Source organism: Sphingobium amiense (assembly GCF_003967075.1).
Classification (GTDB): Bacteria; Pseudomonadota; Alphaproteobacteria; order Sphingomonadales; family Sphingomonadaceae; genus Sphingobium; species Sphingobium amiense.
On record NZ_AP018664.1, the window covers coordinates 1,002,276 to 1,023,812 of the forward strand.

Annotated in this window: 22 protein-coding genes and 2 tRNA genes; 14 read left to right on the forward strand and 10 right to left on the reverse strand. The window is 65.1% G+C overall.

The window, feature by feature from the left end:
• Positions 1-89: 89 nt before the first annotated feature.
• Complete coding sequence (locus tag SAMIE_RS04705) at positions 90-392, reverse strand: JAB domain-containing protein (RefSeq protein ID WP_232037369.1); 303 nt, start codon at positions 390-392, stop codon at positions 90-92.
• 149 nt (positions 393-541) lie between these two features.
• Here SAMIE_RS04705 and thyA point away from each other — a divergent pair, with 149 nt between their 5' ends.
• The 4 genes from thyA to SAMIE_RS04725 all read left to right on the forward strand — a co-directional run bounded on the left by thyA (position 542) and on the right by SAMIE_RS04725 (position 5,242).
• On the forward strand, positions 542-1,483 hold the full coding sequence (gene thyA, locus SAMIE_RS04710; RefSeq protein ID WP_066701323.1) for a thymidylate synthase: 942 nt from the start codon (positions 542-544) through the stop codon (positions 1,481-1,483).
• 121 nt (positions 1,484-1,604) lie between these two features.
• A complete protein-coding gene (locus SAMIE_RS04715; protein ID WP_066701322.1) occupies positions 1,605-2,900 on the forward strand; it encodes a 3-methyl-2-oxobutanoate dehydrogenase (2-methylpropanoyl-transferring) subunit alpha in 1,296 nt (431 codons plus the stop codon).
• Between the two features lie 71 nt (positions 2,901-2,971).
• Positions 2,972-3,976 carry an alpha-ketoacid dehydrogenase subunit beta gene (locus SAMIE_RS04720; protein WP_066701362.1) on the forward strand — a complete coding sequence of 335 codons (1,005 nt, stop codon included), beginning with the start codon at positions 2,972-2,974 and terminating at the stop codon, positions 3,974-3,976.
• 6 nt (positions 3,977-3,982) lie between these two features.
• Positions 3,983-5,242 (forward strand): dihydrolipoamide acetyltransferase family protein, encoded by a 1,260-nt coding sequence (locus SAMIE_RS04725; protein WP_066701321.1) that lies wholly within the window; start codon positions 3,983-3,985, stop codon positions 5,240-5,242.
• A 4-nt stretch (positions 5,243-5,246) separates the two neighbouring features.
• Here SAMIE_RS04725 and SAMIE_RS04730 read toward each other — a convergent pair whose 3' ends face one another.
• Positions 5,247-5,711, reverse strand: coding sequence for a hypothetical protein (locus SAMIE_RS04730; protein ID WP_066701320.1), 465 nt, complete (start codon positions 5,709-5,711; stop codon positions 5,247-5,249).
• Between the two features lie 128 nt (positions 5,712-5,839).
• On the opposite strand from SAMIE_RS04730, the gene SAMIE_RS04735 reads away from it, so the two are divergent.
• From SAMIE_RS04735 to SAMIE_RS04745, 3 genes are all read left to right on the forward strand, one after another.
• Positions 5,840-7,015 (forward strand): AI-2E family transporter, encoded by a 1,176-nt coding sequence (locus SAMIE_RS04735; protein ID WP_408641255.1) that lies wholly within the window; start codon positions 5,840-5,842, stop codon positions 7,013-7,015.
• A gap of 42 nt (positions 7,016-7,057) precedes the next feature.
• A tRNA-Asp gene (locus SAMIE_RS04740) sits at positions 7,058-7,134 on the forward strand.
• Between the two features lie 84 nt (positions 7,135-7,218).
• Positions 7,219-7,295 (forward strand) — tRNA-Asp (locus tag SAMIE_RS04745).
• Positions 7,296-7,317: 22 nt separating this feature from the next.
• Here SAMIE_RS04745 and SAMIE_RS04750 read toward each other — a convergent pair.
• The 4 genes from SAMIE_RS04750 to SAMIE_RS04765 all read right to left on the reverse strand — a co-directional run bounded on the left by SAMIE_RS04750 (position 7,318) and on the right by SAMIE_RS04765 (position 8,856).
• Positions 7,318-7,554, reverse strand: a complete 237-nt coding sequence (locus SAMIE_RS04750) for a DUF2842 domain-containing protein (protein ID WP_066701319.1) — start codon at positions 7,552-7,554, stop codon at positions 7,318-7,320.
• Positions 7,551-8,138 carry a 5-formyltetrahydrofolate cyclo-ligase gene (locus tag SAMIE_RS04755; protein ID WP_066701360.1) on the reverse strand — a complete coding sequence of 196 codons (588 nt, stop codon included), beginning with the start codon at positions 8,136-8,138 and terminating at the stop codon, positions 7,551-7,553. The genes SAMIE_RS04750 and SAMIE_RS04755 overlap by 4 nt, the downstream gene beginning before the upstream one ends.
• Before the next feature lie 201 nt (positions 8,139-8,339).
• A complete protein-coding gene (locus tag SAMIE_RS04760) occupies positions 8,340-8,675 on the reverse strand; it encodes a cell division protein ZapA (RefSeq protein WP_066701318.1) in 336 nt (111 codons plus the stop codon).
• Positions 8,668-8,856: a hypothetical protein gene (locus SAMIE_RS04765; protein WP_126516744.1), complete on the reverse strand. Its 189-nt coding sequence runs from the start codon at positions 8,854-8,856 to the stop codon at positions 8,668-8,670. The genes SAMIE_RS04760 and SAMIE_RS04765 overlap by 8 nt, the downstream gene beginning before the upstream one ends.
• 187 nt (positions 8,857-9,043) lie before the next feature.
• Between SAMIE_RS04765 and tkt the strand changes: the two genes are divergently transcribed.
• From tkt to thiE, 5 genes are all read left to right on the forward strand, one after another.
• Positions 9,044-11,011, forward strand: a complete 1,968-nt coding sequence (gene tkt, locus SAMIE_RS04770) for a transketolase (RefSeq protein ID WP_066701316.1) — start codon at positions 9,044-9,046, stop codon at positions 11,009-11,011.
• A 30-nt stretch (positions 11,012-11,041) separates the two neighbouring features.
• Positions 11,042-12,052, forward strand: a complete 1,011-nt coding sequence (gene gap, locus SAMIE_RS04775; protein ID WP_066701315.1) for a type I glyceraldehyde-3-phosphate dehydrogenase — start codon at positions 11,042-11,044, stop codon at positions 12,050-12,052.
• Between the two features lie 133 nt (positions 12,053-12,185).
• Positions 12,186-13,388 (forward strand): phosphoglycerate kinase, encoded by a 1,203-nt coding sequence (locus SAMIE_RS04780; RefSeq protein WP_066701314.1) that lies wholly within the window; start codon positions 12,186-12,188, stop codon positions 13,386-13,388.
• Between the two features lie 109 nt (positions 13,389-13,497).
• Positions 13,498-14,403: a fructose bisphosphate aldolase gene (locus SAMIE_RS04785; RefSeq protein ID WP_066701313.1), complete on the forward strand. Its 906-nt coding sequence runs from the start codon at positions 13,498-13,500 to the stop codon at positions 14,401-14,403.
• Between the two features lie 75 nt (positions 14,404-14,478).
• Positions 14,479-15,186 carry a thiamine phosphate synthase gene (thiE, locus tag SAMIE_RS04790; RefSeq protein WP_066701312.1) on the forward strand — a complete coding sequence of 236 codons (708 nt, stop codon included), beginning with the start codon at positions 14,479-14,481 and terminating at the stop codon, positions 15,184-15,186.
• Here thiE and SAMIE_RS04795 read toward each other — a convergent pair.
• The 4 genes from SAMIE_RS04795 to SAMIE_RS04810 are packed head-to-tail and all read right to left on the reverse strand — an operon-like array spanning position 15,171 to position 19,188.
• Positions 15,171-15,452: a hypothetical protein gene (locus SAMIE_RS04795; protein WP_232037370.1), complete on the reverse strand. Its 282-nt coding sequence runs from the start codon at positions 15,450-15,452 to the stop codon at positions 15,171-15,173. The genes thiE and SAMIE_RS04795 overlap by 16 nt on opposite strands.
• Entirely contained in the window at positions 15,449-17,026 is a 1,578-nt protein-coding gene (locus tag SAMIE_RS04800) for a PepSY-associated TM helix domain-containing protein (protein ID WP_066701311.1), read from the reverse strand. The genes SAMIE_RS04795 and SAMIE_RS04800 overlap by 4 nt, the downstream gene beginning before the upstream one ends.
• Entirely contained in the window at positions 17,023-17,325 is a 303-nt protein-coding gene (locus tag SAMIE_RS04805; RefSeq protein ID WP_066701310.1) for a hypothetical protein, read from the reverse strand. The genes SAMIE_RS04800 and SAMIE_RS04805 overlap by 4 nt, the downstream gene beginning before the upstream one ends.
• Positions 17,326-17,337: 12 nt before the next feature.
• Complete coding sequence (locus tag SAMIE_RS04810; RefSeq protein WP_126516745.1) at positions 17,338-19,188, reverse strand: TonB-dependent siderophore receptor; 1,851 nt, start codon at positions 19,186-19,188, stop codon at positions 17,338-17,340.
• 50 nt (positions 19,189-19,238) lie between these two features.
• Here SAMIE_RS04810 and istA point away from each other — a divergent pair, with 50 nt between their 5' ends.
• On the forward strand, positions 19,239-20,765 hold the full coding sequence (gene istA / locus SAMIE_RS04815; RefSeq protein WP_066704330.1) for an IS21 family transposase: 1,527 nt from the start codon (positions 19,239-19,241) through the stop codon (positions 20,763-20,765).
• Positions 20,755-21,525: an IS21-like element helper ATPase IstB gene (gene istB, locus SAMIE_RS04820; protein WP_066704332.1), complete on the forward strand. Its 771-nt coding sequence runs from the start codon at positions 20,755-20,757 to the stop codon at positions 21,523-21,525. Before istA ends, istB begins: the two co-directional genes overlap by 11 nt.
• Positions 21,526-21,537 lie beyond the last annotated feature (12 nt).

Genomic DNA, 21,537 nt, shown 5'->3' on the forward strand with positions numbered 1-21,537 from the left:
TTGGGCGGCCCCGCGAGGCAGGAGTGCGCCTATAGAGAGGGGGTGACGGGCTGGCAAGCGGGCATCGCGCTTTTTTTGGGGCGGGCCTGTCAGAGCAGCCCGGCGGTGCGGAAGCTGAAGCGGTCATGCCCCGCTTCGATGACATGATCGGCAAGGCCGATGCCAAGCGGATGCAGGCTGCGGAAGAGCGAGCGGGTGAGCATGAGATCGGCGGCGCGGGGGGCGGGGGAGAGCGTGGACGCGCGGCGCTGGATGATCGCGACCCAGCTTTCCTCATCCATCATCAGCCGCATCAGCGCGCCCTGCCAGCCGGCATCCAGCGGAACCATCCGCTGGGGGCGCCACGCCGCGTCGAGGACGGCGAGCATCGGGTGGGGGTCCGGCACCTGCATGCGTGGATTAGGCCAGCAAGTCATTGAAAAGACGAGCCTCAAAAAGATCCGAAACGGAGTATTCTCCTGCGATTGGGTCCGCAATGACAGGGGCGTTGGCCCCGCCGCTCCGCTTCGCTACATCGGTGAGGAGGACTCGCCAGCGCAGGATGATGTTTTTGACGACCAGCCCCCATTATGAGCAGCAATATCTCGACCTGATGCGGCACATCTGGCGTCATGGCGACGAGCGGATCGACCGCACGGGGGTCGGCACCCGGTCGATCCTGGGTGCGACGATGCGTTTCTCTCTGGCCGACGACGCGGTGCCGCTGCTGACCACCAAGCGCGTTTATTGGAAGGTGGCGGCACGGGAGATGCTGTGGTTCCTGACCGGCGACACCAACATCCGCGAACTGGTGCGGCAGGGCGTCCATATCTGGACCGACTGGCCGCTCGACGCCTATCGCCGCGCGACGGGGGAGGACATCGACCGGGACGCGTTCGAAGCGCGGATCGTGGAGGACGCGGATTTCGCAGCGCGCTGGGGCGATCTGGGGCCGGTCTATGGCGCGCAGTGGGTGAACTGGCCGGTATATGAACCGGCGGGAGACGGTCTTTACCGCAGGGCGGAAAAGGGGCGGAACCAGATCGCGGAACTGGTTGAGGCGATCCGTGCCACGCCGGGGTCGCGCAGGCTGCTCTTTACCGGATGGAACGTGGCGGAGGTGCCGAACATGGCGTTGCCGCCATGTCATATGACTTATCAGTTTCAGGTGGCGAACGGGCGGCTCAACGGGCTGCTGTTCCAGCGCAGTTGCGATCTGGGGCTGGGCTTCGCGTTCAACATCTTCGGCCTGTCGATGCTGACGCGGATGCTGGCGCAGCAGACCGGGCTGGAGCCGGGCGAGGCGGTCTGGCAGGGGGGCGACGTGCACCTGTATCTCAACCATGCCGATCTGGTTGAGGAGCAGTTGAGCCGCGTCCCCGCCGGTGCGCCAAAGCTGCGGATCAATCGGCGGCCTTCAAACATTTTCGACTATCGGATCGAGGATTTTGAAGTGACGAATTATGCGCCGCAAAGCCATATTTCGGCACCGGTCGCGGTCTGAACGCAACGGCGACGTAGACAGGTAAACAGGATAAATTGGGTCAGTAACGCTTGCCTTTCTCTCCGTTGTAATTTAATAATTGCCGTAAGCAATATTATTGCACTGCATCATAGGAGCGAGGATGAGCGATCCCACGGGGTTTGACAGCGGCGAAGGGCAGGGCGCGCGAAACCTGCCGCCTTTGAAGCTGCACGTTCCAGAACCGCCTGCGCGACCGGGCGAGGCGGCGGACTTCACCCATTTCGAGATACCGCCGGTCGGCGCACAGCCGCGTCCCGACGAGGCGGCAGCGCCTGCAGACATGCGCGATCTGGCCTATGGGCTGGTGCGCGTGCTGGACGAAGACGGGCAGACGGCAGGCCCGTGGAATCCCAAATTGCCGCCGGAAACGCTGCTGAAAATGCTGCGCGCCATGGCGCTGACGCGGGCGTTCGACGGGCGCATGTTCCGGGCGCAGCGGCAGGGCAAGACCAGCTTTTACATGAAGTCGACGGGTGAGGAGGCTGTGTCCATCGGCGCGGCGCTGGCGCTGGCACGCGACGACATGTGCTTCCCCAGCTATCGCCAGCAGGGCATCCTGATCGCGCGGGACTGGCCGCTCGTCGACATGATCAACCAGATCTATTCCAACAAGGGCGACCGGCTGAAGGGCCGCCAGTTGCCGATCATGTATTCGGCGCGGGATGCGGGATTTTTCTCCATCTCGGGCAATCTGACGACCCAATATCCGCAGGCGGTCGGCTGGGCGATGGCGAGCGCCGCCAAAGGCGATACGCGGATCGCGGCAACATGGTGCGGGGAAGGATCGACGGCGGAAGGCGACTTCCATTCCGCCTGCACCTTCGCCAGCGTATACCGTGCGCCGGTCATCATGAATATCGTGAATAACCAGTGGGCTATCAGCAGCTTTTCAGGTTTCGCGGGAGCCGAATCGACGACTTTTGCCGCGCGCGCCGTCGGCTATGGCATCGCGGGCCTGCGCGTCGACGGCAATGACGTGCTGGCGGTCTATGCCGCGACGCGCTGGGCCGCCGACAGGGCGCGGGCCAATGGCGGGCCGACGCTGATCGAGCATTTCACCTATCGCGTCGAAGGGCACAGCACGTCCGACGATCCGACCGCCTATCGCTCCGCCGAAGAAAGCAGCCTGTGGCCGCTTGGCGACCCGATCGCGCGGCTGAAGCAGCATTGCATCGCCATCGGTATCTGGGACGAGGAACGGCACGCGGCGATGGACAGGGAACTGGCCGAACTGGTCCGCGATGCCGCGCGCGAGGCGGAGAAGAACGGCATATTGGGCCACGGCCTGCATCATCCGATGGAAAGCATGTTCGAGGACGTGTTCGAGGAGATGCCCTGGCATCTTCAGGAACAGAAGCAGCAGATGCTCGACGAATGGAAGGCGGCTGGCCTGTGAGCGAAACGAACGAAACCGATGCCGTGAGCACCATCATAACGCAGGACGAGGCCCGCGCCGACACGCAGCAGATGAACATGATCCAGGCGATCAACAGCGCGCTGGATGTGATGATGGATCGCGATCCCGATGTGGTCGTGATGGGCGAGGATGTCGGCTATTTCGGCGGGGTGTTCCGTGCGACGGCGGGGCTTCAGCAGAAATATGGCAAGAACCGCGTGTTCGATACGCCCATCACCGAATGCGGCATCATCGGGGTGGCAGTGGGGATGGGCGCCTATGGCCTGCGCCCGGTGCCGGAAATCCAGTTCGCCGATTATATCTATCCCGCGCTCGACCAGTTGGTGAGCGAGGCGGCGCGGCTGCGTTACCGTTCGGCGGGCGAGTTCATATCGCCGATGACGGTGCGGTCGCCTTTCGGCGGCGGCATCTTCGGCGGGCAGACGCACAGCCAGTCGCCCGAAGGCATCTTCACCCATGTGTCGGGCGTGAAGACGGTGATTCCTTCGACCCCCTATGACGCCAAGGGGCTGCTGATCGCCGCCATCGAGGATAATGATCCGACAATCTTCTTCGAGCCGAAGCGTATCTATAATGGCCCGTTCGACGGCCATTACGATACCCCGGCGAAGAGCTGGGCGGGGCACCCCGACGCGCAGGTGCCGACAGGATATTACAGGATACCGCTGGGCAAGGCCCGAACCGCGCGGGCGGGCGGGGCGCTTACCATCCTGTGCTACGGCACGATGGTGCATGTGGTCGAAAATACGGTCGCGGCGATGGGTGTCGATGCGGAGATCGTCGATCTGCGCACGCTGGTGCCGCTCGACATCGAAGCCATCGAGGAGTCGGTGCGCAAGACCGGGCGCTGCCTGATCGTGCATGAGGCGACGCGCACCAGCGGCTTTGGCGCGGAACTGCTGGCGCAGGTGCAGGAACGCTGCTTTTATTATCTGGAAGCGCCCATCGAGCGCGTCACCGGTTTCGACACGCCCTATCCACACAGTCTGGAATGGGCCTATTTCCCCGGCCCCGTGCGCATCCGCGAAGCCATCACCAAGATCATGAAGGACTAAAGCGTCATGGCGCTGTTCATATTCAAGCTGCCGGACATCGGCGAAGGCATCGCGCAGGCAGAAATCGTCGGCTGGCATGTCAAGGTGGGGGACCGGGTCGAGGAAGACCAGCCCATCGCCGACATGATGACCGACAAGGCGACCGTCGAGATGGAGACGCCGGTTTCCGGCACCATCGTGCGCCTTGCAGGCGAGCCGGGCGATCAGGTCGCCATCGGGTCGATGCTGGTCGAGATCGAGGTGGAGGGCGATGTCGGCGCCGCGCCGCCGCCTTCTGTGGAAACGATCGAGGCAGAAACGCCGGGCGAGGCGCTGGTCGAGGAAGCGGCGGCGTCATCCGCTCCGCCTGCGCCAGAGCCTGAACCGGCATCCGCGCCCACTCCGGCCCCCGCTGTGGCGGCGGAGGAGCCGGTTCTCGCTTCCCCCGCCGTTCGCGCGCGGGCTAAGGAACTGGGGATCGACCTTTCGCAGGTGAAACCGACCGGGGACCGCATCCGCCATGCCGATGTCGACGCCTATCTGCTCTACGGGGCGGGCCAAGGTTATGTCCCCGCCGGGCGGTCGGCGCGGCGCGCGGACGAGCAGGTCAAGGTGATCGGGATGCGCCGCCGGATCGCGGAGAATATGGCGGCGTCGAAACGGCATATTCCGCACTTCACCTATGTCGAGGAGATCGACGTCACGGCGCTGGAAGCGCTGCGCGAACAGCTTAATGACGGGCGGGGGGATCGGCCCAAGCTCACCATGCTGCCGCTGCTGATCGTCGCAATCTGCAAGACGCTGCCCGACTTTCCGATGCTGAATGCGCGCTATGACGATGAGGCGGGTGTGGTGACCCGGCACGGCTCTGTGCATCTGGGCCTCGCTACGCAGACCGATGCCGGCCTCATGGTGCCGGTGATCCGCGATGCGCAGGATCGCAATGTCTGGCAACTGGCAAGTGAGATCCGCAGGCTCGCCGAAGCGGCGCGGGCGGGCAAGGCCAAGTCGGAGGAACTGAGCGGATCGACGCTGACGCTGACGTCGCTGGGGCCGCTGGGCGGCGTTGCGACGACGCCGGTCATCAACCGGCCCGAAGTCGCCATCATCGGTCCCAACCGGGTGATCGAGCGCCCGGTGTTCCGCGGCAAGGAGGTCGTCGCGGCGAAGCTGATGAACCTGTCGATCAGTTGCGATCATCGCGTCGTCGATGGCTGGGACGCGGCGAGCTTCGTTCAGGCGGTGAAGAAGCGGCTGGAGGCGCCTGCGTTTCTCTTCGTGGACTGAAGGATCAGCGCAGCGTGGCGCGGTAGCTCATCCGCGCTGCGCCGCCTGGCGAGACCGGATCGGGCAGGGTCCAGCGGATATGCGTCACGTCCTGCGGCAAAGCGCGTCGGATGCCGCCCAGCGGGGTGGGCAGCCAGAGGCTGTCGAACCGGCCCCAGCGCGCGCCGCCATCGACCGATACGAGCAGAGCAGGGTCATTGAGGTCGGGCGTTGCGCCACGCAGGGCTGAGCGGCGGAGGGTGAAGGCGCGGACGGGCCGCGTTCCGCCGTTGCGCCAGTTCAGGATAACGATGACGCTGTCGCCCGGCGCCGCCTGATCCACCGGAACAAGAGTGCGGCGGGGGCGGCCGTTAATGTCCGCACCGACGCGCTCGACGAACATCTGCGTGTCGAGCCGGACGGGAGACGGCGCGCCTTCTGCCGCCGTGCAGAGCAATGCGGCGGCAACCGCCAGAGATACGCGCTTCATGTCCTTCCCCAACCTGTTCGGCGCAGGATAGCGGCGGTTGACCAAGATTTGGTTAAGCGCCGGTTTGCCGTGTTCGCACCGGCGCATCGCGAATTGACGATGCGGCCCAACCCGCGCACATCTGGCGCGTGAACAGGGAATCGCCGGGCCTGGCCCAACAGGATTTGCAGGAGATCAACCGGCGGCGGGACAGGCTGCTGGCGTCGATCGCGCTGTCTTCGGGCATTGGGCTTGCGCTGGCGCTGCCGTTCGCGCTGCGGGCGGGGGCGGAGTTCTTCCTGCCGCTGACCGCCGCGCTGGTGATCGCCATCGCGCTGGTGCCGCTGCTGGAATGGATGGAGCGGCGCGGCATTCCTTCGGGACTGGCGGGGCTGATCGCGGTCGCGGGTTTCCTGCTGGTCGCCAACACGGCGCTGGTGCTCATCATCGTGCCCGCGACCGACTGGTTCCGCGTGCTGCCGGAGCGTCTGCCGAAGATTCAGGCGAACCTTGCGCCCGTCATCCAATTTTATTCCAACCTCCAGCGCTTCGTCGATGAAACGGTGCAGATGCTGGCGAGCGGGCCGGTGGCGGCGGCACAGGCTTCGGCGGTGGAAGCGCCGCGATCGCTGCTGCAGTTCGCCGCGACCAGCGCGCCCGCCGCGATCATCCAGATGGTGTTCGCGCTGCTCATCATCTATTTCTTCCTTGCCGGCTGGACCCGGCTGCGGCGGCGCACGATCAACAGCCGGGGCAGCTTCGACGGGGCGATGGCGGTTGCGCGGGTGATCCAGAATGTCGTCGATGCGACATCGGCCTATGTCATCACCATCGCGGTCATCAACCTCTGCCTCGGACTGGCGGTGGCGATTGCGCTGTGGGTGATCGGCATGCCGTCGCCGCTGATGTGGGGCGGCATCGTCGCTTTACTGAACTTCGTGCCCTATTTCGGGCCGATGCTGGCGGCGGTCCTGCTGGGGCTGGGCGGCCTCATGGTGTTTGACGATGTGTGGGTGGCGTTACTGCCCGCGGCGCTTCAGGTCGGGTTCCATCTGGTCGAGGCGAACGTCATCACGCCTATGCTGCTGGGGCGGCGGCTGACGATGAACCCGCTGCTGATCCTCGTATCGCTCACCTTCTGGGGATGGGTGTGGGGGACGCCGGGCGCGCTGCTGGCGGTGCCGCTGCTCATCATCATCCAGACCGTCGTCGCGGCGGCCGGAACGCCCGATATTGCCGGTTTCCTTTTCGAGCAGGGCACGCTGACCGTGCCGCGTCGTCAAGAAAATGACGAGAAAGAGGAAAGCAGCGTGACGGACGGTTGACAGCCCCGCCCGACGCTCATAGACGGCGCTTCCACACCGAACGCGGGTGTAGCTCAGTTGGTTAGAGTGCCGGCCTGTCACGCCGGAGGTCGCGGGTTCGAGCCCCGTCACTCGCGCCACTTTCCTTGGAGGAAGGTGGATTTGGTGGTTTAAGGAGGTGCATCCTCCGGCGGCTGTAAGGCCCGAAGCGATGCCGCCCATGCGCGGGTGTAGCTCAGTTGGTTAGAGTGCCGGCCTGTCACGCCGGAGGTCGCGGGTTCGAGCCCCGTCACTCGCGCCACTTCCTGTGAAGGGAAGTGATTTCAGCCCCAGCGGCCGGTTTCCATCCACGCAAGGATGCGGCGCAGCGGCAGCACCCAGATCCACACGATTCCCAGCACGACATAGACCGGCGCCTGAACCCACATGGGCAGTGCGCCGATCATGCCGGACAGGCTGCCGACCATGACAGCCCATAACGCGATGAGCGCGACGATGCCCAGCATGCCCACGGGCTTGCGCCAGCTCGGCTCATGATAATGGCGGGGATCTATGCTCATGCGCCGGTCCCTTCGATGAGTTCGACTTCTGTCAGGATCAAGTCGAGCGGCAAATCCCACGGATCGGCGGGCACGGCGTCTAGCTCCTGCGCCGACCAGGCAAGGCCGATCCGCAGCGCGTCGGGAAAGCGGGCGAAGGCGCGGTCATAATAGCCGCCGCCTTGCCCGAGCCGGTTCATGGCGCGATCGAAGCCGACCAACGGCGCGATGATCGCGTCGGGCGTCACGGGGCCATCGCCCGGTTCGGGATGGCTGGTGCCGAAGGGGCCGGGGAGAAGATGGGCGTCCGGCTCCCACGCGAGAAAGTCCATGCTGCCCAGCCGGTCGAGCACGCGGGGCAGGGCAAGAGTTTTCCCCATCGCCTGAAGCTGCGGGCCAAGCCTTTGCGCGGGCGCCTCGTCCTCCAGTCCCATATAGAGCGCGATGACCCGCGTATCGGCAAGGCGGCGGGCGAGGGGGGAAGGCACCGCCTTGAAGGCGAGGCGATGCGCCAGCGGATCGAGCGTGGCGACGAAAGCGTGGCGGCGCTGCCGCGCCAAACTGCGCAGTTCAGGCTTGTCGAGGGCGGAAAGATCGTCGCTCATCATGGTCCGAAGGAAAAGCGGGCGGTGAGGGTGACGGGACCGCCTCGGTCGTTTGCTGGAAAATCCTCTGACGCCTCAACGTCAGGTGGGGACCATGTAGATCGGGCCGGAACCCGCCCAGGGACAGCCCCCTTGGATGTGATTATCGCCTCAGGGATGTTCGCTAAAGCTCGTGCCGCGCAGTGCCCGTCACGGCACAATCTAGGCGTCCGCGACGTGCGGGGCAAGCGTTGCGCGCAGCTTTTCTATCCGGGCGGCGAGCGCTTCGACCGCGCGGGCGGCGGGTTCGTCCTCTTCCTCCAGCGGCAACTGCGTCTGCCGCCCAGCCGCTTCCCGGCGCAGGTCGTTGAGTTCGTCCGCCAGAAACAGCGCCGCGAACAGCAGGGTGCGCACTTCGGTGAGGCCGGGCGTGCCCTGCTGCGCCTGCCGCGCCTTTTCCTCGATAAGTGTGGAAAGATGCGCCAGTTGCGCTTCCTCCCCGTCGCGGCAACGGATGGGATAATGCCGCCCAGCGATCTGGAGCGTGGTTTCAGCCATGGCCGCTGCCTTTCAGCGAGTCGATGAGATCGTCGAGTGACCGGAGCGCTGCCCGCGCCGCGCTGTGATCCACGGACGCGGAGGCCGCCGGTGCCGTGCCGAGGCGGTCCACATCCTGCTCAAGCCGGGCCACTGCACGCTCCAGCGTGCCGATCGCCTGCATCATGCGCTCGCTTGCCATGCGCCCCTGCATAGCGGAACCCGGCGCGGGGCAAAAGCGGCGATCTGTCCCGCTTTGTCGCTGCCGCAGGGCGGCCCGCGGTTGACGCATGGGGTCTGACCAGACAAAGGGATCGCGAAACCCGACTCGCCCGCCGGCGTGCGGGCGACCGTCGACGCCTCTTTGTCAGGAAAGACGCCCGCCCACGATGACCGTTTCCGAAAAGTCGCTCGCCAACGCCATCCGGGCGCTGTCCATGGATGCGGTGCAGGCCGCCAATAGCGGCCATCCGGGAATGCCGATGGGCATGGCGGACGTGGCGACGGTGCTGTTCGGGGACTATCTGAAGTTCGATCCCAGCGCGCCCAAATGGGCTGACCGCGACCGCTTCGTCCTTTCGGCGGGGCACGGGTCGATGCTGATCTATTCGCTGCTCCATCTCACCGGCTATGCGCGGCCGACGATGGAGGACATTCGCAACTTCCGCCAGTTGCACAGTCCCTGCGCCGGGCACCCCGAAAATTTCGAGCTGGCAGGTGTCGAAGCGACGACCGGGCCGCTGGGTTCGGGTCTCGCCACGGCGGTCGGCATGGCGATTGCCGAGCGGCATCTGAACGCCCAGTTCGGCGACGATCTGGTCGATCACCGCACCTGGGTGATCGCGGGCGACGGCTGCCTGATGGAAGGCATCAACCATGAGGCCATCGGCCTTGCGGGGCATCTGAAGCTCGGCCGCCTCAACGTGCTGTGGGACGATAACAAGATCACCATCGACGGCGCGGTCGAGCTGTCGAGCAGCGAGGATGTGCGGGCGCGCTATGCCGCGACCGGATGGCATGTTGTGTCGTGCGACGGGCATGACGTGGCGGACGTGCGCCGCGCCATCGACGAAGCGCTGGCCGATCCGCGCCCGAGCCTGATCGCCTGCGCGACCAAGATCGGCTATGGCGCGCCCAACAAGGCGGGCACTTCGGGCGTCCACGGCTCCGCGCTGGGCGAGGCGGAAGTCGCCGCCGCGCGCGAGTTTCTGGGCTGGAGCGCCGAACCCTTCGTCATTCCCGAGGACATCGCTGCCGCATGGAAGGCGATAGGAGCCAGGGGTGCGGGCGTTCGCTCGGCGTGGGAAAGCCGTCTGGCGGCGAGCGACAAGGGCGCGGAACTGTCGCGGCGCATGGCGGGCGATCTGCCTGCCGATTTCTCGCTCGACGCCTATATCGACAGCCTGATCGCCGCGCCGCAGAAGGTCGCCACCCGCAAGGCGAGCGAGCTGGCGCTGGGTGCGATCAACGACCTGCTGCCCGAAACGCTGGGCGGTTCGGCCGACCTTACCGGCTCCAACAACACCAAGACCAAGTCGACCGGTCCTCTGACGGCCGACGATTATAGCGGCCGTTATGTCTATTACGGCATTCGCGAATTCGGCATGGCGTGCGCGATGAACGGCATGGCGCTGCATGGCGGGGTGATACCCTATGGCGGCACCTTCCTCGTCTTTTCCGACTATATGCGCGGCGGCATCCGCCTTGCCGCGCTCCAGCAGCAGCGCGTGATCCATGTGCTGACGCATGACAGCATCGGCCTTGGCGAAGACGGTCCCACCCACCAGCCAATAGAGCATGTCATGTCGCTGCGCATGATCCCGAACCTCGACGTCTACCGCCCCGCCGATGTGGTCGAGACGGCGGAATGCTGGGAACTGGCGTTGAAGGATGCGACCGGGCCGTCCGTGCTGGCGTTGACCCGCCAGAACCTGCCGCAATTGCGAACGGAGAAGAGCGAGAATCTGTCGGCGAAGGGCGCCTATCGCCTCGTTGCCGCGACCGCGGAGCGCAAGGTGGTGTTGATCGCTACAGGTTCCGAGGTCGAGATCGCGGTCGACACGGCCAAGCTGCTGGAAGAGCAGGGCATCGGCGCGGATGTCGTTTCCATGCCGAGCTGGGCGCATTTCGAAGCGCAGGACGCGGCCTACAAGGACGATCTGCTGCCGCACCATGTGCTGCGCGCGTCGATCGAGGCGGGGACGACCTTCGGCTGGGAGCGCTATACGGGCATCGCGGGCCTGCGGTTCGGCATCGACAGCTTCGGCGCATCGGCCCCGGCCGAAGCGCTCTACGACCATTTCGGCCTGACCGCCGCCAGGATCGCGCCGCAGATCGCGGCCGCTCTCAAAGATTGAACATACCCCACACCTAAGGAGGCTAGTGCAGTGGCAACGAAGGTAGCAATTAACGGTTTCGGACGCATTGGCCGCCTGGTCGCGCGCGCCATTCTTTCGCGCACCGATCATGATCTGGAACTGGTGAGCATCAACGATCTGGGCGACGCGCAGTCCAACGCGCTGCTGTTCAAGCGCGATTCCGTGCACGGCAACTGGGCGGGCGACGTCAGCGTCGATGGCGACGCGCTGGTGATCGACGGCAAGCGCATCGCCGTGACCGCCGAGCGCGATCCCGCGAACCTGCCGCACGCCGCGCAGGGCGTGGACATCGCTCTCGAATGCACCGGCATCTTCACCGACAAGGCGAAGGCGAGCGCGCATCTGACCGCAGGCGCCAAGCGCGTCGTGATCTCGGCTCCCGGCACGAATGTCGACCGCACCGTGGTGTTCGGCGTCAACCATGACCAGTTGACCGCCGATGACATCATCATTTCGAACGCGAGCTGCACCACCAACTGCCTCGCGCCGCTGGCGAAAGTCCTTCACGATGCGATCGGCATCGAAAAGGGCTTCATGACCACGATCCACAGCTACACCAACGACCAGAACACGCTGGACCAGCTGCACAAGGACATGCGTCGCGCCCGCGCCGCGGCCCTGTCGATGATCCCGACCACCACCGGCGCTGCCCGCGCGGTCGGCGAAGTTCTGCCCGAACTCAAGGGCAAGCTCGACGGCTCGTCGGTGCGCGTGCCGACTCCCAACGTCTCGGTCGTGGACCTGAAGTTCATCGCGAAGAAAGCGACGACCAGGGACGAAGTGAACGGCCTGCTCAAGGCTGCTTCGGAAAACGGCCCGCTCAAGGGCGTGCTCGGCTATTCGGACGAACCGCTGGTGTCGATCGACTATAATGGCGACGCGCGCAGCTCGACCGTGGACAGCCTGGAAACCGCCGTCATCGACGGCACACTGGTTCGGGTGCTGAGCTGGTATGACAATGAGTGGGGTTTCTCGAACCGCATGATCGACACCACGGGTGTGATGGCGAAGTTCCTGTAAAACGCCCATAAACCCGTTCGCCCTGAGCGAAGTCGAAGGGCTCGGCTGAGCGGAGCGAAGCCACTTCGCTCCGCTCAGTGGAGGGCTTCGACTTCGCTCAGCCCGAACGGAAACTTTGTATAGGGGAAGACGCATGACCAAGCCGTTCAAGACTCTCGATGACATGGGCGACATCGCCGGCAAGGTGGTGCTGGTGCGCGAGGATCTGAACGTGCCGATGCAGGACGGATCGGTCAGCGACGACACCCGCCTGCGCGCGGCGATGCCCACCGTGCTGGAACTGGCGGATCGGGGGGCCAAGGTGCTGATCCTTGCGCATTTCGGACGGCCCAAGGGGCAGAAGAACCCGGAATATTCGCTTTCCAAGATCACGCGTCCGCTGTCCGCCGTGCTGGGTCGCGACGTGCAGTTCATTCCCGACTGCCAGGGCGAAGCCGCCGTGGACGGCATCAAGGTGATGCGGAACGGCGATGTCGCAATCCTGGAGAACACCCGCTTCCATCCCGGCGAGGAAAAGAACGATCCCGCGCTGGCCGATGCGATGGCGGCGATCGGCGATCTTTACGTCAATGACGCCTTTTCCGCGGCACACCGCGCCCATGCCTCGACCGAGGGGCTGGCGCACAAGCTGCCTGCCTTTGCCGGGCGGTCGATGGAAAAGGAACTGGACGCGTTGCAGGCGGCGCTTGGTGAGCCGGTGACGCCGGTCGCGGCGGTCGTGGGCGGCGCGAAGGTTTCGACCAAGCTCGACGTGCTCAACAACCTCGTTGCGAAGGTCGATCACCTCATCATCGGCGGCGGCATGGCCAACACCTTCCTTTACGCGCGCGGCGTCGATGTCGGCAAATCGCTGTGCGAAAAGGATCTGGCGGACACCGCCGAGGCGATCTTCGACAAGGCGGAAGCGGCGGGCTGCACGATCCATCTTCCCTATGACGTGGTGGTGGCGAAGGAATTTGCGGCCAATCCGCCGTCGCTGCGGACCTGCAACGTCCATGAAGTTGCCGAGGACGAGATGATACTCGACGTGGGACCGGCGGCGGTGGAAGCGCTGGGCGACGCGCTCAAGAATTGCCGGACGCTGGTGTGGAACGGCCCGCTCGGCGCGTTCGAGATCGCGCCGTTCGATGCCGCCACGGTGGCGCTGGCGAAAACCGCGGCTGCGCTGACGAAGGAAGGGCAGTTGACCTCCGTCGCCGGGGGCGGCGATACTGTCGCGGCACTGAACCACGCCGGCGTTGCGGACGATTTCAGCTTTGTGTCCACCGCAGGCGGCGCTTTCCTCGAATGGATGGAAGGCAAGGAACTGCCGGGGGTCAAGGCGCTACAGGCCTGACGCTCCGTCCCGGCGCTGCCGCCGCCTGCTTGGAGAGGGCGGCGTGGCGCTTCATCACCGGACGCTGCCACAGGGGCGGTATCCTTATCTTTCAAGAAGGTATGTGCAGATGCTGGATCAGGATATGAAGAGCAAGATCGCCGAAGGGAACGGCTTCATCGCCGCACTCGACCAGAGCGGCGGTTCGACGCCCAAGGCGCTGAAGGGCTATGGCATCGAGGAAGGCGCGTGGACCGATGAGGAGGAAATGTTCGGCCTTATCCACGCAATGCGCAGCCGCATCATCACCGCGCCCGTCTTCACCGGCGACAAGGTGCTGGGCGCGATCCTGTTCGAGCGGACCATGGACGGCACCGTCGATGGCAAGCCGACGCCACAGGCGCTGATCGAGCGCGGCGTCGTGCCCTTCATCAAAATCGACAAGGGTCTGGAGGATGAAGCCAACGGCGTGCAACTGATGAAGCCCAATCCCGGTCTCGACACGCTGCTCGCCCGCGCCAAGGGTCTGGGCGTATTCGGCACAAAGGAGCGTTCGGTCATCAACCTCGCCAACCGCGAAGGCATTGCTGCCGTTGTGGCACAACAGTTCGAGGTGGGGCGTCAGGTGCTGGCCGGTGGGCTGATGCCGATCATCGAGCCGGAAGTGAACATCAAGTCGCCCGAGCGCGCGGAAGCCGACGCGATCCTGCTGGAGGAAATTCTCAGGAATCTCGACGCGCTGCCCGAGGGCGAGCAGGTGATGCTGAAACTGTCGCTGCCCGCAAAGGCCGGTCTGTTCGATCCGCTGGTCGATCATCCCAAGGTGCTGCGTGTGGTTGCGCTGTCGGGCGGGTTCAGCCGCACCGAGGCGTGCGCGGAACTGGCGAAGAATCGCGGCATTATCGCCAGCTTCAGTCGCGCGCTGCTGAACGACCTGCGCCACCAGATGAGCGATGACGAGTTCAACGCGTCGCTGGGCGAGGCGATCGACGAGATCCACGGCGCATCGACCGCCAAGCAGCCGGTCGCGGCATAAAGGACGCAAGAGGCGGGGCGGCGAGCCGCTCCGCCTTTTTCTTGGCGTGCGCGTCCAAGCCTCTATAAGGCGCGCATGACCAATTTCACCGATGAGGAACTGGCGCTCGACCCGCATTTCGCCGACCAGTTCGAGCAGGGCTTTCGCCCCGCCTGCCAGCTTTACCTGATTTCACCGCCCGTCATTGACGAGCGCTTCACCGATCAGCTTCGCGCCGCTTTCGAGGGCGGGGATGTGGCGGCGTTCCAGTTGCGGCTCAAGGGTCTGGACGAGGACGCGGTCGCGCGGGCGGCGGAGCCGTTGCAGCGGCTTTGCGCCGAGCGGGAAGTGGCTTTCATCATCAATGACAGCGCGGCGCTGGCCAAAAAGCTGGGCGCGGACGGCGTGCATCTGGGGCAGGGCGATGGCAGTCCAAAGGATGCGCGGGCGCTGCTGGGGCCAAAGGTGCAGATCGGCGTCACATGTCATGACAGCCGCCATCTGGCGATGGAAGCGGGCGAGGCGGGGGCGGACTATGTCGCGTTCGGCGCTTTCTATCCTACCGCGACCAAGGAAACGATCCATCGGCCCGATCCGTCCATCCTCGGATGGTGGACGACGCTGTTCGAACTGCCCTGCGTCGCCATCGGAGGGATCACCGCGCAGAACGCCGCGCCGCTGGTGGCCGCCGGGGCGGATTTTCTGGCGGTGAGCAGCGCGGTCTGGGCGCATCCAGATGGGCCGAAGGCCGGGGTCGCGGCCTTCGCACCGGTGCTGGCGGCGGGACGTCAGTCGCCGGGCTGACGGGCGAGTTGCGACAGGGCGAGCGCGACGATCCAGCCGATCACTGCGCAGCCGCCCAGCCAGATGAGGAAGGCCGCAGCGTCGCCGCACGCCGCGATGGCGATGCCGGGCAGCATCGCGCCCAGAGCCAGCGCCCGGCGCAGGGCAGGGGAGTGACCTCCGCTCGCCAGCTTTTCCGCGCGGCGGCGCTTGGGATCACCAAGGCTGAGCCAGAGGATGAACGCGGTCGATAGGGCGAGCGGGATGAGCGTCAAGCCGGTCATCATTCGGCTGCCTGAAGCGTGGTAGCAGCGCGGCGGCTCTGGCGCATCGCCATCAGCGGCAGGCAGGCCCATGCGCCCGCGACGAGAAACGCCAGATCGAGGGCGGGGATGACGGCCTGTGCCGCCGCCAACGCTTCGCCCCAGCCCGGTCCACCCTCCAGCAGTCGGAGCGGCGGGAGGGCAAAGAATAGGATGCCGGTGCCGATGCGCAGCGCAAGGCCGAGCCTGTCAGCGGTCGGTGCGACGATGCCCGCAAGGACGGCGAGCGCGCAGCCTATGAGAAATCCCGCAGGCGTCCACCATATCGCTTCGCCCGCGCGCATGGTCATCAGGAACGCCGCCGCCGATGTAGCCAGTGCGAAGGGCAGGCCGAGCGCGACGACGATATTGCTCCGCTCCAGCCAGTCGAGTGAGCGCGCTTCGCCGCGACGGCGCGCCAGCCACAGCGTCATGCCGGTATAGGTGACGTAGCACATGGCGAAGCCAAGGCCGAACCATACGGCTTTGGACAGGACGCCCGCGAAGTTGCCGAAATGTAGCGGCGACATGATCGCCGCCAGCGTGCCCCCGGCGGACGGCTTCGTCCCCAGAAGCGGCTTTTCCTGCTCGAACGCCGCTGTCGCGCCATTGTAGAGCAGGGACATGGGCGCAATCGCGCCTTCGCGCGGCGGGTGGTAGGTCGTCACCTTCGCGTCGGCGCGGCCGAAATGCTCGATGGTGACGAAGGTCGGGATAGCGCCTGCGCGCGCGATGGCGTCGCTCGCGATCCGGTCGAAATTGCCGATAGCCGCCGGGCGGGGATCGGGCTTGCCGGGATTGCCGTAGACCGCATCCTGAAGCGCCTGAACATTGCCGTTGAACGCCGCCATCGCCACAACCGGCATGCCGACGGTGCCGAAGAAGGAGAAGAAGCTGCCGGTGAAGGCCAGGATGAAGGCAAAGGGCAGGCTCCATGTGCCCGCCACGCTGTGCCGGTCGCGATGGGCGAGCACCGGGCTGCCCCTGCGGCGCAGGGTGAAAATGTCCTTGAAGAGATGACGATGGATCAGCAGGCCGGAGACCGCCGCCACCAGCATCGACAGCCCCAATATGCCCGTCAGCAGCAGCCCCCACGGGTTAGGGACGTGCAGGCGCACATGGGTATCCACCAGAAAGGCGCCCAGCGCATTGTCGTTGCGCGCGCCATAGACATCCTCGCTCGTGCCCTCCTGCCGGTGGATGGTCCTGCCATCCTTGCCGACGATATAGAAGATGCCGCGCGCGACGACTTCGCCACGATCCATCTCATGCCGGTGGAAGAACAGGCCCATGTCATGATCGCCGACTTCAAACAGGTCGACGCCCTCATGATATTTCTCCGGCGTCTGCGCGCCCAGCCGGCGCAGGGCATCGCCAACAGGGCGCTGGAAGGCGGACTGCGTCGCGACATGCCCCGCCGACCATGCGCCGATCTCTTCGGCGAAGACGGCGGCGGTGCCGGTCAGCACCACGGCATAGAGCAGCAGGCCGAGCAATATACCCGACCAGCCATGCACGGCGACCATCGCCTTGGTCTCATCTTTGGGGAGATGGATCATCGGCGAACCTCCTGCGCGGCGTCATGATCGAGCAGCCGGTTGGCGATCAGCCCTGCGTGGACGACGAAGAGCGTCAGGGCAATCACCGCCACGCGCCCGAGTCTGCGGTCGAGGCAGGCATGAAAGAAGAGCGCGGCCCAGATCAGCGGGACCAGCACTAGCGGCAGGACCAGATTGTCGATCCCCGCAGCGCCGCCCGGCAGCCACAGCGCCATGCCCGCCATCATGACGAGCGCGACGACGATGGCGCCCGGCCCGGCCAGCGCCACGCGAACCCATCTCTGCCCTGCGCCCGTCATGTTCCGGCTCCTTCAGTAACGCAGGCTGATCGTGCCGAGCACGGTGCGCGGGGCGCCATAATAGCCCTGATCGTAATTCAGCGCGGTCAGATATTTGGCATTGGTTACATTTTTGAGGTTCACGCTGACCTGCACCTTTTCGGTGAGCTTGTAGCTGGCGAGCAGGTCGAGCAGCGCATATTTCGGCTGAGTGATGCGGATCGGCTGGCCGGTCGTGACCGACAGCGTGCCCGACTCCAGATAGATTTTCGTCTGATACTGCACTGCTGCGCCGATCTTCAGCGCGGAGAGAGCGGGCGGGGAGTAGGTGAGGTTGAGGCGGCCAAGCTGACGCGGCACGAACGTCCGAACGGCTTCGTCATTCTCGCCTCGGATGCGCATGATCGTGTAGCCGCCGGTCGCCTGAAGCCCCGGCGCGATCATACCGGCGAATTCGAACTCGACCCCCTGCGATCTGGCATCGACCGCGCGATAGACCGTCTGCCCGATCGTTTCATCGAAGCCGGCCGACTCCGCCGTGTTCTTCTGCCGCGCCTGAAAGACGGCAATGCTGGCGTTGAGGCGGCCGCCGAACCATTCGCTCTTAAGACCCGCCTCCAGATTGTCACCCTTGATCGGCGCGATGAGCTGGCGGTCGACGGTGGTCTGGGTCTGCGGGTTGAAGATCGTCGCGAAGCTCGCATAGGCGCTGACGCTGCCGGCCAGGTCGTAGGTCGCACCGATGAAGGGCAGGAAGCGCGTCCAGTCATATTGCTGAAGCGTGGCGTAGGAGAAACCCCTGCTGGTCGCGTGGGTCAGATTGGCGCCCAGCATGATTTTGAGCGGATCGGCCGGATTGAGCCGGATCATGCCATAGGCGGATTCGCGGCGCGTATTGTAATTGCTGCTGAGCGCGAAGTCGCTGTTATAGACCGTAGGGAAATCGGGTTCGGGGAAGCTGCCGTTGAAGATGTCGTCGAAGGGAAGGACGACCCCGACCGTGCTGAAATCATAGCTCGATGTCTGGATATAGCGCTGTGCGCTGCGGTTGACGCCGGCCATCAGATCATGTTCGCGACCGAACAGCGCCACCTTGCCCGCGACATAGGCGTCGATGGTGAGGTTGCGCGTCTGCGCCCGGAACGCGCCGGGGTAGGAGCGGACGTTGCCGCCGATGGCGGGATCGTTGAGCGCAGGGTCGATGCCATCGGGGAAAGCGGCGCTGGGATTGTTATAGACGTAGAAGAGCTTGTCGTCTTCGCTCACGGCGCGGCGCACGACAGTCAGCTTGGCGTACCAGTCGTTGTTGAAATGATGGACGATGTCGCCGAAAATCTGCCGGTCGATGACGTTCCAGCCCGCCCAGTCCGGACCGCTATTGGCGGAACGGGGCAGGTCGATGCGCGTGCCGTCCGTATAATAGAGCGGCAATGCCCCCCATGTCGCGCCCCGGCTCTGGTGATCCTGATGACCATAGCCGAGCGTCAGCGTCGTCCGCGGCGATAGGTCTGCTTCGACAATGCCATAGCCGGTCCAGCGGCGCAGGCTGTAGCGGTCGAGATAGCTGTCCTCGTCCAGATAGGCGCCGACGGCGCGGGCGCGAATGCTGCCATCGGCGGTGAGCGGCACGCTGACATCGGCGTCGAGGCGGATGTGATCGAACGAGCCATATTGGGCGCTGCCGCTCGCCTGGAAGGTCTTTGTCGGGCGTTTGCGAATGAAGTTCACCACCGCTGACGGATTGCCCGTGGACGAAAGCAGCCCCGGCGCGCCACGCACCACGTCGATATGATCGTAGATCGCCGTGTCGATTGAACCGGTCTGTTGATTTCCACTGAGAGTTGACCCGGGAGGGGCATAAGTTTCCACTGAGAAGTGACCCATGTTTTGACTTCCCTCTGGCTGATTGGTCGGAGGATTCAGGAGTGATCGACATGGCGTTATTGAGTGTAATCCGGCGCTGGCATTTCCGGCAGCAGGTTCCGATCCGGGAGATCGAGCGGCGCACTGGTTTGTCGCGCAACACGATCCGCAAGTACCTGCGGGCGGACACGGTAGAGCCGCAGTTCAAGGTTCCCGAGCGGCCGAGCAAGCTGGACCCGTATGCGGAGAAGCTGTCAGGCTGGCTGCGGATCGAGGCTGGCAAGTCGCGCAAGCAGCGGCGCACGGCGAAGCAGATGCACGCCGATCTCGTGGTCCTGGGCTATAACGGCTCATACGGGCGCGTTGCGGCCTTCGTGCGGACCTGGAAGGCCGATCGTCAGCGCGAGCAGCAGACCAGTGGTCGCGGCACGTTCGTGCCGCTGGTCTTTGCGCCGGGCGAGGCGTTCCAGTTCGACTGGAGCGAGGACTGGGCCTTGCTGGGCGGCAAGCAGACCAAGCTGCAGGTGGCGCACACCAAGCTGTCACACAGCCGCGCCTTCACCGTCCGAGCTTATCTGCTCCAGACTCACGAGATGCTGTTCGACGCTCTGACCCAGGCCTTCCGGGTGCTGGGCGGCGTGCCGCAGCGCGGGATTTTCGACAACATGAAGACCGCGGTTGATCGGATCGGCACGGGCAAGGCTCGGCAGGTCAACGCGCGCTTTGCCGCGATGGCCAGTCATTACCTGTTCGAGCCCGAGTTCTGTAACCCGGCTTCCGGTTGGGAGAAGGGACAGGTCGAGAAGAACGTGCAGGATGCACGGCGCCGGCTGTGGCAACCCATGCCCAGCTTCCCCGACATCGATGCGCTCAACGTCTGGCTCGAGGAGCAGTGCATCGCGCAATGGGGTCAGATCCAGCATGGCGTCCTGCCCGGCACCATCGCCGATGTGCATGCCGAAGAGGTCGCCAGTCTGATGCCGCTGGGCCGGCCCTTCGATGGCTTCGTCGAGCACACCAAGCGGGTATCGCCGACCTGCCTGGTCTCCTTCGAGCGCAATCGCTACAGCGTGCCAGCCTCTTTCGCCAACCGGCCGGTGAGCCTGCGGGTCTACCCTGACCGGCTCGTCATCGCCGCCGAGGGCCAGGTCCTGTGCGAGCATGGCCGGATCATCGAGCGGTCCCATGACCAGCCAGGGCGGACCATCTATGACTGGCGGCATTACCTGGCGGTGATCCAGCGCAAGCCTGGCGCCCTGCGCAACGGCGCGCCCTTTGCCGAGATGCCCGAGGCCTTCCGGCAGTTGCAGGGCTTCCTGCTCAAGCGCCCCGGCGGTGACCGGGAGATGGTGGAGATCCTCGCGCTGGTCCTGCAACATGATGAGCAGGCGGTGCTCTGTTCCGTCGAACTGGCGCTGGAAGCTGGCGTGCCGACCAAGACCCATATCCTCAACATCCTCCACCGGCTGCTCGACGGCAAGCCAACCAGCATCGCCGCCATCGATACCCCACAGGCGTTGAGCCTGCGCCGGGAGCCGAAGGCCAATGTCGCGCGCTATGATACGCTGCGCGGGAAGGATCTGCGTCATGCGTCATGATCCCGCCAGCGCCGCCGTCATGGTCATGCTGCGCTCCCTCAAGATGTACGGCATGGCCCAGGCCGTCGCTGACCTCATCGAGCAGGGGGCACCCGCCTTCGATGCGGCCATCCCCATCCTCTCCCAGTTGCTCAAGGCCGAGATGGCCGAGCGCGAGGTTCGGTCCATCGCCTACCAGATCAAGGCGGCCCGGTTCCCGGCCTACAAGGACCTGGCCGGCTTCGACTTCGCTTCCAGCGAGGTCAACGAAGCCATGGTCCGCCAGTTGCATCGCGGCGAGTTTATCGATGGCGCCCATAACGTCGTCCTGATCGGTGGCCCCGGCACCGGCAAGACGCACGTCGCCACCGCACTTGGCGTCCAGGCGGTCGAGCATCACCGCAAGAAGGTCCGCTTCTTCGCCACCGTCGACCTGGTCAACGCGCTGGAACAGGAAAAGGCCATGAACAAGGCAGGCCAACTGTCCGAACGGCTCCTGCGCCTCGACCTCGTCATCCTCGACGAGCTCGGATACTTGCCGTTCAGCCCGTCAGGCGGCGCGCTGCTGTTCCACCTGCTGAGCAAGCTTTACGAGCGCACCAGCGTCGTCATCACCACCAACCTCAGCTTCAGCGAATGGGCTGGCGTGTTCGGTGATGCCAAGATGACAACGGCTCTGCTGGACCGGCTCACCCACCACTGTCACATCCTCGAGACCGGCAATGACAGCTTTCGGTTCAGGGCCAGCGCCGCGGACCCCAAATCACGAAAGGAAAAATAACCCGCTTGACCC

Bases quoted from the DNA above. Each gene is read 5' to 3' on its own strand.
- istA (WP_066704330.1), top strand. From the start codon at position 19,239: ATGGCGTTATTGAGTGTAATCCGGCGCTGGCATTTCCGGCAGCAGGTT.
- SAMIE_RS04720 (WP_066701362.1), top strand. From the start codon at position 2,972: ATGAACATGATCCAGGCGATCAACAGCGCGCTGGATGTGATGATGGAT.
- thyA (WP_066701323.1), top strand. From the start codon at position 542: ATGATGTTTTTGACGACCAGCCCCCATTATGAGCAGCAATATCTCGAC.
- istB (WP_066704332.1), top strand. From the start codon at position 20,755: ATGCGTCATGATCCCGCCAGCGCCGCCGTCATGGTCATGCTGCGCTCC.
- SAMIE_RS04750 (WP_066701319.1), bottom strand. From the start codon at position 7,554: ATGAGCATAGATCCCCGCCATTATCATGAGCCGAGCTGGCGCAAGCCC.
- SAMIE_RS04760 (WP_066701318.1), bottom strand. From the start codon at position 8,675: ATGGCTGAAACCACGCTCCAGATCGCTGGGCGGCATTATCCCATCCGT.
- SAMIE_RS04780 (WP_066701314.1), top strand. From the start codon at position 12,186: ATGACCAAGCCGTTCAAGACTCTCGATGACATGGGCGACATCGCCGGC.
- SAMIE_RS04725 (WP_066701321.1), top strand. From the start codon at position 3,983: ATGGCGCTGTTCATATTCAAGCTGCCGGACATCGGCGAAGGCATCGCG.
- tkt (WP_066701316.1), top strand. From the start codon at position 9,044: ATGACCGTTTCCGAAAAGTCGCTCGCCAACGCCATCCGGGCGCTGTCC.
- SAMIE_RS04705 (WP_232037369.1), bottom strand. From the start codon at position 392: ATGCAGGTGCCGGACCCCCACCCGATGCTCGCCGTCCTCGACGCGGCG.
- SAMIE_RS04765 (WP_126516744.1), bottom strand. From the start codon at position 8,856: ATGGCAAGCGAGCGCATGATGCAGGCGATCGGCACGCTGGAGCGTGCA.
- SAMIE_RS04795 (WP_232037370.1), bottom strand. From the start codon at position 15,452: ATGATGACCGGCTTGACGCTCATCCCGCTCGCCCTATCGACCGCGTTC.
- SAMIE_RS04800 (WP_066701311.1), bottom strand. From the start codon at position 17,026: ATGATCCATCTCCCCAAAGATGAGACCAAGGCGATGGTCGCCGTGCAT.
- thiE (WP_066701312.1), top strand. From the start codon at position 14,479: ATGACCAATTTCACCGATGAGGAACTGGCGCTCGACCCGCATTTCGCC.
- SAMIE_RS04805 (WP_066701310.1), bottom strand. From the start codon at position 17,325: ATGACGGGCGCAGGGCAGAGATGGGTTCGCGTGGCGCTGGCCGGGCCG.
- SAMIE_RS04810 (WP_126516745.1), bottom strand. From the start codon at position 19,188: ATGGGTCACTTCTCAGTGGAAACTTATGCCCCTCCCGGGTCAACTCTC.
- SAMIE_RS04785 (WP_066701313.1), top strand. From the start codon at position 13,498: ATGCTGGATCAGGATATGAAGAGCAAGATCGCCGAAGGGAACGGCTTC.
- SAMIE_RS04715 (WP_066701322.1), top strand. From the start codon at position 1,605: ATGAGCGATCCCACGGGGTTTGACAGCGGCGAAGGGCAGGGCGCGCGA.
- SAMIE_RS04755 (WP_066701360.1), bottom strand. From the start codon at position 8,138: ATGAGCGACGATCTTTCCGCCCTCGACAAGCCTGAACTGCGCAGTTTG.
- SAMIE_RS04730 (WP_066701320.1), bottom strand. From the start codon at position 5,711: ATGAAGCGCGTATCTCTGGCGGTTGCCGCCGCATTGCTCTGCACGGCG.